Genomic DNA, 11,530 nt, shown 5'->3' with positions numbered 1-11,530 from the left:
CGAGGTCAGCACATCCTCCTCCACGAGACGCTGCGACAGGATGATCGCGTCCTCGTAGTTGTGACCCTCCCACGGCATGATCGCCACCAGCAGGTTCTTACCCAACGCCATCTCACCGTTCTCGGTGCACGGGCCGTCGGCCAGAACCTGGCCGTGCTCGACCCGCTGGCCCTCGTCCACGATGGGACGCTGGTTGGCGCAGGTGCCCTGGTTGGAGCGGGCGAACTTCCGCATCCGGTAGCTCTTACGAGTGCCGTCGTCGTGCATGACGGTGATGTAGTCGGCCGAAACCTCCTCCACCACACCCGGCTTCTCGTTGACGACCACATCGCCGGCGTCCACCGCGGCACGCAGCTCCATACCGGTGCCGACCAGCGGCGACTCGGAACGGATCAGCGGCACCGCCTGACGCTGCATGTTCGCACCCATCAGGGCGCGGTTGGCGTCGTCGTGCTCGAGGAACGGAATCATGGCGGTCGCCACCGACACCATCTGGCGCGGCGAGACATCCATGTAGTCGACCTCGGCCGGGGAGACGTATTCCATCTCCTCGTTACCGCGGCGGGCGAGCACGCGCTCGTCGAGGAAGTTGCCGTCGGCGTCGACGGGCGAATTCGCCTGGGCCCGGACGTGCCGGTCCTCTTCGTCGGCGGTCAGGTACTTGACCTCGTCGGTGACCCGGCCGTTCTCCACCTTGCGGTAAGGGGTCTCGATGAAACCGAATGGGTTGACCCGCGCGTACACCGACAGCGAACCGATCAGGCCGATGTTCGGGCCTTCCGGGGTCTCGATCGGGCACATGCGGCCGTAGTGCGAGGGGTGCACGTCGCGCACTTCCAGGCCGGCGCGCTCACGGGACAGACCACCCGGGCCCAGCGCCGACAGACGACGCTTGTGGGTCAGACCCGAGAGCGGGTTGTTCTGGTCCATGAATTGCGACAGCTGCGAGGTGCCGAAGAACTCCCGGATCGCCGCCGTGATCGGGCGGATGTTGATCAGGGTCTGCGGGGTGATGGCCTCGACGTCCTGGGTGGTCATGCGCTCACGCACGACACGTTCCATCCGCGAGAGGCCGACGCGCAGCTGGTTCTGGATCAGCTCGCCGACGGTGCGCAGGCGACGGTTGCCGAAGTGGTCGATGTCGTCGACCTCGACCGGAACCTCGACGCCGCCGGGGACGGTCATCAGCTTGTCGCCCTGGTGCAGGCGCACCAGGTACTCGATGGTGGCGACGATGTCCTCGCGGTTCAGCGTCGAGCCGACCACCGGCTCACCGGTGTTGACGCCCAGCTTCTTGTTGACCTTGTAGCGGCCGACGCGGGCCAGGTCGTAGCGCTTCTCCTTGAAGAACAGGTTCTCCAGCAGGGTCTGCGCGGATTCCTTGGTCGGCGGCTCGCCCGGACGCAGCTTGCGGTAGATGTCGAGCAGCGCCTCGTCCTGGCCGGCGGTGTTGTCCTTCTCCAGGGTCGACAGCATGATCTCGGAGAAACCGAACCGCTCGGTGATCTCCTCGGTGGTCATGCCCAGCGCCTTCAGCAGCACGGTGACCGGCTGACGACGCTTGCGATCGATACGCACACCCACGGTGTCGCGCTTGTCGACATCGAATTCCAGCCACGCACCCCGCGACGGGATGACGCGCACGCTGTGCAGCGTCTTCTCGGTGCCCTTGTCGATGGACTCGTCGAAGTACACACCCGGCGAGCGCACCAGCTGCGAGACGACCACGCGCTCGGTGCCGTTGATGATGAATGTGCCCTTGTCGGTCATCATCGGGAAATCACCCATGAAGACCGTCTGCGACTTGATCTCACCGGTGTTGTTGTTGATGAACTCCGCGGTCACGAACAGCGGTGCCGCGTAGGTCATGTCCTTGTCCTTGCACTCATCGATAGAGGCCTTGACCTCTTCGAAGCGCGGATCGGAGAAGGACAGGGACATCGAACCGGAGAAGTCCTCGATCGGCGAGAGCTCCTCGAGCACCTCCTCCAGCCCACCGACCGGGCTGGCGTCGCCCCGGGCGATGGCCCGCTCACGCCAATCGGGGGCACCGACCAGCCACGCGAACGATTCGGTTTGTAGATCGAGAAGGTCCGGAACCTCCAAGGGCTCACGAATCTTCGCGAAAGACACCCGCTTCGGGGCTCCGGGAATACCGGCCTTGGTCTGGGTGGAGACTGCCAAGATGCGTCCTTCCAGCACCTCACGCGCGTCGCCCGGTGCCTGTACGTACAAGACACCAAACGACCGTCGCTTGTCTGCTACGAGTTCTGCTGGTTACGACCCGGACAAAACCCGAACAGCAAACAACGGAAGTAACACCTCAACGGTGGAACTTTCGTGATGCGATCAAGGAATGGACAGGAGGCAGCCAGCGCAAAGTCCAAACCTACACCCACGAAGAAGGGGTGTCAAAGTACCATCCGAACCGAGTTCCGGATGTTCGGCGCGCCGGACCCGCTTCCGCTGGCTGCGTTCGAGTCTCCGGCGGCGCCTCGACCTGGGTACTCGACCCTGCCACAGCTGCCGCTGTTGTGAATAGCGTGACGGTTCGGACGTAAGTCGTCAAGTGGCGAGACCACCTCGATAACCGCGAGATCCCCTGTGGCGCTGGCGAATCACACCGCCACGCGGGGGAATATCCGCCGCTGAGCTGGGAAGATTCCGCAGGTGACGGGCTCGAACATACTTCCGAACCCGTCTGGCCCACTCAACGGTCGGCGATCTCGCTCGCCAGCCAGTGACCGTCCACCTTCTGCATGTGCAACACGATCGGACCCGAGGCGCTCTCCTGCGGAGCACCGTTCTTGGTCGCGCTCACGGTGAGATTCACCAGCAACTCCGCCCGGTCGTCAGTGAGCAAAGTCACACCGATGGGGTCAGGAGTGGCCTGTGCGGTCGACTGCGCCTGCTGGATCGCGGACACCGTGGTGTCGGCGAACTTGTCGAAATCGCCGCGCATCTTGCCGGTGACGACCTTGTGCACGGCATCCTTGTAGCCGCCGACGGTCTTCACGTCGTAGGAATAGACCGTCTTGAGCGCGTTGTCGGCCGCCGCGGTCACCTCCTGGGTGGCCTTGGTGTCGACGAAGGCCTTGTTGCCGTTGTCCACCCCGGGCTTGAATGCCGCGAACGCCGCGAACGCGGTCAACAGCACACTCGCCACGATCAGACCGGCGGCCAGACCCCAGGCGGCCGGCGCGGGCCGCGGCAGCCGACCGGGACGCGGCAGCCTCCGGGACGCGCGCGATGCCACGGGCGGCGCCGGACGCGTGGTCGCCGCACCCGCGCGCACGGTCCTGGTGCGGGATTTGGTGTTCGTCGACTTACCGGCGGGCTTGGCGGACTTCGCACCGGACGCGGTGCGATCGGCGCCGCCGCGGCGGCGGATCGTGCGCTCGGCGGATTCGGACGAGCGGTCGCCGGGCTTGAGCCGCGGGGAAACCTTGTTGATCGGCGGGCGGGATGCCATCGGTGTACCTCTCCTACGATCCCGGCTGGGGGGCGGGCGCCTCGGACGGATTCGCGGGCGCGCTCGGCGCGGGCGCGGCGTTTCCGTTCGCGGGCGGTTGGGCCGCCCCGGCGGGACCGGGGGTGTCCAGCGACACCAGCTGGCCGAGCGAATTGGCCTGCTCGGCCTTCCAGGTGTCGCCGTCCTTCTTCATATCCAGCGTCCATGTGGCCCTGAAGGACTGCACCGGAACGTTGGGCGCGGTCTGCGTGAGTTTCAGCACGACGATCGCCGAGGCCTTGTCGCGCTCACTGTCCAGCGAGCTCAGCGCCGCTCCCAGCACCTTGCTGTCGATCTTGGTCTTCGACTTCTCGGCGGCATCCTTGATGCGGTCGTGGTTCTCGTTGAGCTGGGTCAGCATGTCGCCGGTCATCGAAGACCGCATGGTGGTGATCGACCCCTCGACATCGCCGGGATTCATCGAGGTGAGGTTGATCGCCGCCTGCCGGGCCGCATCCAGCGCGGTATCGCGCGCATCGGCGCGCGGACCGTCGGTGAACCACATCGCGCGGACCCAGCCGGTGCCGAACAACGCCGCCAGGACCAGGGCCGCCACCAGCCACACCGCCGCGACCGAGGTCACGACCGTGCGCAGTGTCGACGAACCCGGCCGGGCGGCCGGCTGCTCACCGGCGGACCGGCGCGCGGTCTCCTCGGGCGATGCCTCAGCTACCGCCTTTTCGGCATCGTCCGGCGGCTCCACCGCAGGTTGCGAGGAGGGGTTGGGCAGATCAGAACTCACAGCGACACCCTAGCGTCGTCGGTTTTCCGGACTTGCCTCCCGTACCCGCCTCACCGCTTCGGGGTCACTCCGATGAGAGTGGCCAACTGGATGGCGACGGGGCTCAGGTTGAGCTTGTCCGGATCGGTCTTGGGCTTGGAATCCCACGGCTGCGGGACATTCGGATCGGCGTACTGCGCACGCGCGCCGCCGCGGACATCGGTCGGACTTCCGAACGGCACCGTGCATTTCGCATCCGTGTTGAACGGGAAATCGTCGCGGGTGTCGTCGAAATTGGGATTCTGCGCCTTCATCTGGTCGAGAATGCGCTGAGTTCCCTCGTATCCGACGGTACAGGCCGGCGGATTGTTGGTTTCCAGCACCAGGCCGAAGTGGGTCGTGCCGTCGCCGGGCGCGGTCGCCGAACCACCGACCGAGAGCAGCGGCAGCATCTGCAGCAGCGGCTTCAGTGTGTAGGTCTGCGGCGACACCGCCTGCAGCAACAGCCGCAGATTCGACAGATCCGTGGTCAGCGGCTGCCCGCTCTGATCGAGCAGCTTGCCGATCTGCTCGCCGGCGTCGGCGCCGGTGCCGATCAACCGCCGGATATCGGGATCGTTGGCGCGCAACTGCACGGCGAGCCGATCGAGGCCGTCACTGAAGGTCCGGATCGCCGGCGACTGGTCGGCCTGAGTGCCGAGCACGGTCTGGGCGTCCCGGATCAGCTGCACGGTCTGCGGCAGCGCCTCGACGCCGGTCTGGGAGAACTTGTTCAGCGAATCGACGAGGATGCGCAGGTTGTCGCCCTGCCCGTCGAAGGCCTTACCGAGTTCGGTGACGGTCGTGCTCAACGCCGCCAGATCCGTCGTACTCGAGAAGTGATTGACGCTGGCGAGCAGATCCTCGACCGGGATCGGGGTCTCGGCGCCGTCGATGACCGAACCGTCGCGCAGGTAGGGCCCCTTCGACGTCTCCGGCACCAGATCCAGGTACTGCTCACCGATCGCCGAACGGTTGGCGATCATGGCCTTGGCACTGGCGGGGACCTTCGGCTTCCCGGAATCCAGTTCCAGATAGATCATCACGCCGTCGGGGGTGATATCGAGGGAGTCCACCCGTCCGACCGGCACACCGCGATAGGTGACCTCGGCGCCCTTGGACAGGTTGGCCGTCGTCTTGGCCTTCACCTTCACCTGATACTGGCCGAAGCCGAGCATGTGGTCGAGGTGAATGTACTTCGCGCCGACGAAGACCACGCCGAGCACGGCGATCACCGCGAAGGCGATCAGCTGGTAGCGCACCAATCTACTCATCGCGGCTGCACTCCCAACTGATCGAGAATCGACCCGATCGGGTCACCCGGCTTGGCGGGGGCCGGAGCCACCACGGTGGGCGGCAGCGGTACCAGCGACACCGTCGGCCAGCCCGGCCGCGGGCCGTTGCCGTTGTAATACGGATTGGTCGGATCCACCGGCACCGGCGGCCCGTACTTCGGCGGGATGTACACCGGATCCGGTTTGCCCACACCGAGATTCGACATCAGGACACCGATCTGGGTGTCCACCGACAGCCAGGTGTTCACCGAACCACCGAAGGTCGATTTGATCGCCTCGTCCGGGAACGGATAGGTCAGGACCAGCGGGAACGCGGTCACCAGATCGGGCGCCGAACGGCCCAGTTCCTGCAGCGTCGGCCGCAGTGCCTGCAGATCGCGGATCAGGTTGTCCTTGGACTTGTCCAGCACATCGACACCGGCCTGGCCGACCCGGTCGAGTTGCTTCAGCAAGCCGATCAGCTGTGGCCGCTGCTCGTCGAGGATCTTGATACCGGCCGGCAGTTCGTCGAGGATCTTGCCGATCTGCTCGGACTGCTGCCCGACCCGGCTGGACAACGTGCCCAGGCTGTCGAGCGCGTGCTGGATATCGGCGACCTGCTGGTTGAGGCCGTCGATGAGCGTGTCGGCCTGATCCAGCAGCGACCGCACCCGGTTCTCCCGGCCGGCCAGCGCCTTGTTCAGTTCCACCACGATGGGCTGCAACTGCGCCACGCCACCGCCGTTGAGCAGCAGCGACAGCGCGCCGAGGACCTGTTCGATCTCGACCGCGTGCCGGGTCCGGTCGACAGGGATGACCGCGCCGTCCTTCAACCGGTCGGGCGAGACCTCCTCCTTCGGCGCCGAGAGCTCGACGAACTTCTCACCGAGCAGATTCGACTGCCGCACCTCGGCGTGCGCGTTGGCGGGCAGCTTCACCGAAGAGTTGACCACCGTGTGCACGCTCGCGGTCCAGCCGTCGGGGGCGACGTCGATGGACTCCACCCGGCCGACCGGCACACCCTCGACCTTGACCGCCGACTGCGGCACCAGATCCAGGACGTCGTCGAAACGCACGTCGATATGCATCGGATGGTCACCCACATCGGCGCCGCCGGGCAGCGGCACGCTGTAGATACCGTCCGAGGAACACGAACCCACCAGCATCGCGGTCACGCCGACCACCGCGACGGCCCCCAGTCCGCGGGCCGTCCTGCGGAATGCGAAGGGCGTCATCGCTGGCCACCTTCCTGCTGCGACGGCGGCTGCCGGTCCGACGGGGTGCCCGGCACGCTGCCGGGAGCCGGGGTCTTCTGGATGTTGTCGCCGCTGAGGATGCCGAACGGCAACACCAGCGACGGCGTCTGCACACCGTCCTTGATCTGGTCGGTGATCACCTTGCACTGATCCAGGATCGGGCGCATCTGCCGGCTGATCGCATCGAATTTCGGGTCGCCCGGCCGCAATTGGCCGAGGTCGAGCATCTTGCAGACGGCGCCGAACGGATTCTGCAGATCGGTGAAGTTGGCGCGCATGTCGAGCGTGCCGGATTCACCGTTGTGGATGTTGATCAGGTTGCTCAGCGCCACCGGCAGCACCGGCAGCGCGTTCGCCACATCCTGGCGCTGATCGGCCAGGGTCTGGGTCAGCTTGGTCAGCGCATCGGCGTTCTCGGCGACCAGGTCCCGGTTGTCGTCGATGAACCGGGCGACGTCGCCGAGCGCGATCGACAGCAGATTCAGTGCCTGCCCGAGGTTCTCCCGCTCACCGGAGAGGAATCCGGCCAGATCCGCCAGCTGCGTGTTGAATTGGCGCACCTGCTGGTCGTTGACCGCCAGGGTGTGCACGAAGATCTGCAGATTCTTGATCGTGTCGAAGATGTCGCCGCGCGCGTCCGACAGATACCGGGCCGCGTGCGAGAGCTGGGTCAGGCTGTTGGCCAGCGCGTCCCCGTTCCCGGACAGATTCGCGGCACCGGTGCGGACCAGCTCGTTCACCGCGCCGTCCTTGTTGGCGCCGTTGGGCCCCAGCGCATCCGACAGTTCCTGGATGCTCCTGTACAGCCGGTCGACCTCGACCGGGGTGGCCGTGCGGTCGCGCGGGATGGTGGCGTTGCGCGGCATCTTCGGCCCGCCCTTGTAGACGGGCGTGAGCTGGATGTAGCGGTCCGACACCACCGAGGGCGTGATCTGAGCGGCCTTGGCGTCGGCCGGAATGTCGTACTTCCGGTCGACGTGCATGGTGACCTTCACCTGATCACCCTGCGGCGTGACCGAATCGACCTTGCCCACCGGGACGCCGAGGATGCGCACCTCGGAGCCCTCGTAGATACCGATCGACTTGTCGAAGTAGGCGGTGATCTTGGTGGTGTTGTAGCTGCTGAACAGCCACCACAGCACACCGGCGACGACCACCACGGCAACCGTGCCGAGGGCCAGGGCGATCTTGGTGCCGCGGCCGGATTCGCGGATCACCGTCAGCGGATCCCGGCGCGATCCCCTACCGAGAGCAGCCTGCATCAGTTGCCTCCCAGAGTGCGGATCGGCGGGCGGTTACCCGGAATCTCCGGCAGCGCCGGCGGGATCAGGTTGACGATCACCGCGTCGAACCAGCGCCCGTTGCCCAGCACGTTGGCGTACAGGCCGTAGAACGGCGCCGCCAGCGTCAGCGTCTTGGAGATGTTCTGCTGATTGTCGTTGAGCATGTCGATGGACTTCTTCAGATTGGTCAGCGCCGGACCGATCTGCTGCTCGTTGTCGTGCACCAGCGCACTCAATTCGGCGGCAACGGTTTTCGCGCCGTTGAGCAGCTGCGAGATGGCCTGCTGGCGGACGTTCAACTCGGCCAGCAGCTCACCGCCGTTGGCCAGCAACCGCTCGAACTGCTCGTTGCGGTCGGCGAGCACCTTGGTGGTCTTGTTGGTCGCGTTGAACAGGTGCTTGAGCTCCTCGTCGCGCTTGGCCAGCGTCTCCGACAGCCGGGCGACGCCGTCGATCGAGCCGCGGATCTCCGGCGGGGTGCCGGAGAACGCGTCGGAGAGCACCCGGAAGCTGGTGGCCAGCTGCGCGGTGTCGGTCTTCTCGATATCCGAGGCGGCATCACTGAAGGCCTCGACCACGTCGTACGGAGAAACCGTGCGCGACAATGGAATTCGCTTGTCCGGATCCGCCGGGTGGGAACCCTTGGGATCCAGCGCCAGGTACTTCTGCCCGAGCAGGGTCTTGATCTGGATCGACGCGGTGGTGGCGTCGCCGATCCACGCGTCCTTGGTCCGGAAGTCGACCAGCACGCGGTCGCCGTCGAGGCGCACATCGGACACATCGCCGACCTTCACGCCCGCGATGCGTACCTCGTTACCCTTCTTCAAGCCCGCGGCCTCGGAGAATTCCGCGGTGTAACTGGTGCTCGCGCCGATGATCGGCAGCTTGTCCAAGAAGAACGCCGACAACGCGATCAGCAGCACCATGAACAAGCCGAGCCCGCCCATGAACGCCGGGCTGCGCTTGCCGAGGAGAACCCGGTCTTCCATCAGCGGCCACCCTTCCCGTGACAGCGCGGCGCCGGGTTGGTGTAGACCGGCTGATTCACCGTCGGCATCTGAGCCGGCAGGTTCAATTGCGGCGCATCCTGCACCCCGGGACCGGCGACGATATCGATACCGCAGAGATAGAACTGGAACCACGAGCCGTAGCTCGCCGCGCGACCAAGCTTCTCCATCTTGATCGGCAGATTCGTCAGGGCCTGATTCACCTCGCCGGAGCGATCGTTCAGGGTTCCGGTCAGCTGGTTCAGGCCGGCGATCGACCCCTGCAGGGTCGGCCGGGTGGGAACCAGCAGATCCGCGGTCGCCGAGGCGAGATTGCCCAGCGACTGCACCGCCGAGCCGATCGTGCCGCGTTCGGCGTTGAGCCCGCTCACCAGCGCCTCGGTGTTGACGATCAGATCGTTGAGCTGTCCGTCGCGCGCGTTCACCGCGTCCAGCACCTGGTTGAGGTTCTTGACGATCTCGCCGATCACCGCGTCCTTGTCGGCGATCTTGTTCGTCAGGCTCGCAGTGTTGCGCACCAGATCGGTGATCGTGCCCGATTCCCCCTGGAAGACCTGGATGATCTCGTAGGACAGCTTGTTCACGTCCTCGGCCGACAACGTCTGGAACAGCGGTCGGAAACCGTTGAACAGGGTGGTGAGGTTCAGCGCGGGCTTGGTCCGCTCCAGCGGAATCGTGGCGCCCTTCGTGATCTTGCGGCCCTGCTGTCCGGCGCCCTGCTCCAGCGCGATGTAGCGCTGCCCCACCAGGTTGCGGTAGCGGATGGTCGCGGTGGTGGAGGCGGGCAGCCAGTCCCGATCGGTGAGCTGGAAGTGCACCTCGGCCATGTTGCGGTCGACGACCGACACCTTGGTCACCTTGCCGACCCGCACACCGGCGATGCGCACCTCGTCGCCCTTGTTCAGCGATGTCACATCGCTGAACCGCGCCTTGAACTCGGTGCCGCCGCCGGAATAGTTGGCGATGGTGAGCGCCAGGAACGCGGTCGCGAGCACTGTCACGAGCACGAAGATGCCCAGTTTGGTCAGGGGCCCGCCCAGACCACGCAACTTGGCCTTCATCGCACACTCACCTCACTTCCACGCATCGCGGGGGCGCCGATCCGGCTCACCCAGCTGGGCACCTGATCGGGCGAAACCCCGTTCGCCGCACCGTAGATCGCACCCAGGGTGCGCTGTTCGGCGGGCGAACCCATGGTCGTGGCGCCCGCTGCGCCGTAGACCGAGAACTGTGCCGCCGGCAGTTGACCGATGTTCTGGTCACCCGGATTCCGGGTCGGCGGCTGATAGGAACCGTCGTTGGCCGACCCGGTCGGATACTGACCGGGATCCACCCCGAGCGGATATTCGGGGAAGCACGCCGGCGGCCGGTTCGTATCCAGCCAGCGCGGCTCGTCCTGGTTGGGCAGATAGCGGCCGCGCGGATTGGTGATCTCGATCGTCACCCGCGAACCCGGAGTATCGGTGCCCTTGCCGAAGAGGTTGTCGATGCGCGGCTTCAGCTGCGCGAAATTCTTCATCGTGCACGGGAACGAGGGCGAATAGGTCGCCAGCAGTTCCAGCGCCTCACGCGAATCGGCCGCGACATCGATGATGTTGTCGTGGTTGGCCGTCAGGAAATCGGCGGTCTTCGACGAGGTCGGGGTCAGGACCGAATACAGCGTGTCCAACTGCGAACGCTTCTGCACGATGGTCGCATTCAGCGTGCGCAGATTGTCGAAGGCGTCGACCAGCTGCGGCAGCGCGTCCGAATAGGTGTCGGCGACCGTCGCGAAGGTGTGGATATCGTCCTGCAACTGCGGCATCACGCCGTTGATATCGCGGAAGATGTCGTCGAGCCGATCGATGGTGTGGCCCAGTTCCTCACCCTGGCCACCCAGCGCCTGCGACAGCGCGCCCAGCGTCGAGGCCAGGTACTGCGGCGGAATCGCCTGCAGCAGCGGCATGATCGAATCCAGCAGCTGGCTCACCTCGACAGCATTGCCGCTGGCGTCCTGATACAGCGTCATTCCCGCCTGCAGATGCTTCGGGCTGGGCTGCTCGGGCCAGACCAGATCGACATAACGCTCGCCGAACAGGGTTTTCGGCAGCAGCCGGGCCGTCACATTGGACGGAATCTTCGAAGCCTTGTCCGGATCGATCGCCAGATGCAGTTTCACCTTGCCGTTGGCGGATTCACTGGAACGCACCTCGCCGACATTGACGCCGCGAACTTTCACATCCGCATTGCGGGTCAACGCGTTTCCGACCGTATCGGTGATCAGATCGACCTTGACCACCTTGACCCACACCTTGTTGTAGGCCGCGATCGTCGTGCCGAGAAACAGCGCCATCACCACGAAGAACACGATGCCCAACGTGCGGATCCGGAGTTTCTCGGTAGAGCGCCAGAATTGCACACTGCGCGCGCTCATGCTCCCACCTTTCGGGCTACCGCCGC

General features: G+C 65.6%; 9 protein-coding genes. All 9 read right to left on the bottom strand.

All coding sequences use genetic code 11. From position 1 onward, the window contains the following. On the bottom strand, positions 1 to 2,202 hold a 2,202-nt coding region (gene rpoB, locus C8258_RS22810), incomplete at its 3' end, for a DNA-directed RNA polymerase subunit beta (RefSeq protein WP_106956945.1). Between the two features lie 508 nt (positions 2,203 to 2,710). After that, positions 2,711 to 3,472, bottom strand: a complete 762-nt coding sequence (locus C8258_RS22805; protein WP_106956921.1) for a hypothetical protein — start codon at positions 3,470 to 3,472, stop codon at positions 2,711 to 2,713. Positions 3,473 to 3,485: 13 nt separating this feature from the next. Continuing rightward, the gene (locus C8258_RS22800; RefSeq protein WP_146161307.1) at positions 3,486 to 4,253 is read right to left on the bottom strand and encodes a hypothetical protein; all 768 of its coding nucleotides are present in this window, start codon (positions 4,251 to 4,253) and stop codon (positions 3,486 to 3,488) included. 50 nt (positions 4,254 to 4,303) lie between these two features. Then, positions 4,304 to 5,545 (bottom strand): MCE family protein, encoded by a 1,242-nt coding sequence (locus tag C8258_RS22795; RefSeq protein ID WP_063065453.1) that lies wholly within the window; start codon positions 5,543 to 5,545, stop codon positions 4,304 to 4,306. Further along, a complete protein-coding gene (locus C8258_RS22790; RefSeq protein WP_106956920.1) occupies positions 5,542 to 6,780 on the bottom strand; it encodes an MCE family protein in 1,239 nt (412 codons plus the stop codon). The genes C8258_RS22795 and C8258_RS22790 overlap by 4 nt, the downstream gene beginning before the upstream one ends. Further along, complete coding sequence (locus C8258_RS22785; RefSeq protein WP_106956919.1) at positions 6,777 to 8,063, bottom strand: MCE family protein; 1,287 nt, start codon at positions 8,061 to 8,063, stop codon at positions 6,777 to 6,779. Before C8258_RS22785 ends, C8258_RS22790 begins: the two co-directional genes overlap by 4 nt. Next, positions 8,063 to 9,073 carry an MCE family protein gene (locus C8258_RS22780; protein WP_106956918.1) on the bottom strand — a complete coding sequence of 337 codons (1,011 nt, stop codon included), beginning with the start codon at positions 9,071 to 9,073 and terminating at the stop codon, positions 8,063 to 8,065. The genes C8258_RS22785 and C8258_RS22780 overlap by 1 nt, the downstream gene beginning before the upstream one ends. Further along, the gene (locus C8258_RS22775; RefSeq protein WP_199195814.1) at positions 9,073 to 10,152 is read right to left on the bottom strand and encodes an MCE family protein; all 1,080 of its coding nucleotides are present in this window, start codon (positions 10,150 to 10,152) and stop codon (positions 9,073 to 9,075) included. Before C8258_RS22775 ends, C8258_RS22780 begins: the two co-directional genes overlap by 1 nt. After that, on the bottom strand, positions 10,149 to 11,504 hold the full coding sequence (locus tag C8258_RS22770) for an MCE family protein (protein WP_106956917.1): 1,356 nt from the start codon (positions 11,502 to 11,504) through the stop codon (positions 10,149 to 10,151). Before C8258_RS22770 ends, C8258_RS22775 begins: the two co-directional genes overlap by 4 nt. Between the last annotated feature and the right edge of the window lie 26 nt (positions 11,505 to 11,530).

This window comes from Nocardia sp. MDA0666 (genome assembly GCF_003023875.1).
GTDB classification, from domain to species: Bacteria; Actinomycetota; Actinomycetes; order Mycobacteriales; family Mycobacteriaceae; genus Nocardia; species Nocardia aobensis.
The sequence above is the reverse complement of the archived record's forward strand: the minus strand, read 5'-3'. Positions and strand labels throughout refer to the sequence as shown.

What these genes read in the sequence shown, in the direction of transcription:
- C8258_RS22770 (WP_106956917.1), bottom strand. Translation starts at nt 11,504, where the DNA reads ATGAGCGCGCGCAGTGTGCAATTCTGGCGCTCTACCGAGAAACTCCGG.
- C8258_RS22775 (WP_199195814.1), bottom strand. Translation starts at nt 10,152, where the DNA reads ATGAAGGCCAAGTTGCGTGGTCTGGGCGGGCCCCTGACCAAACTGGGC.
- C8258_RS22780 (WP_106956918.1), bottom strand. Translation starts at nt 9,073, where the DNA reads ATGGAAGACCGGGTTCTCCTCGGCAAGCGCAGCCCGGCGTTCATGGGC.
- C8258_RS22790 (WP_106956920.1), bottom strand. Translation starts at nt 6,780, where the DNA reads ATGACGCCCTTCGCATTCCGCAGGACGGCCCGCGGACTGGGGGCCGTC.
- C8258_RS22795 (WP_063065453.1), bottom strand. Translation starts at nt 5,545, where the DNA reads ATGAGTAGATTGGTGCGCTACCAGCTGATCGCCTTCGCGGTGATCGCC.
- C8258_RS22785 (WP_106956919.1), bottom strand. Translation starts at nt 8,063, where the DNA reads ATGCAGGCTGCTCTCGGTAGGGGATCGCGCCGGGATCCGCTGACGGTG.
- C8258_RS22805 (WP_106956921.1), bottom strand. Translation starts at nt 3,472, where the DNA reads ATGGCATCCCGCCCGCCGATCAACAAGGTTTCCCCGCGGCTCAAGCCC.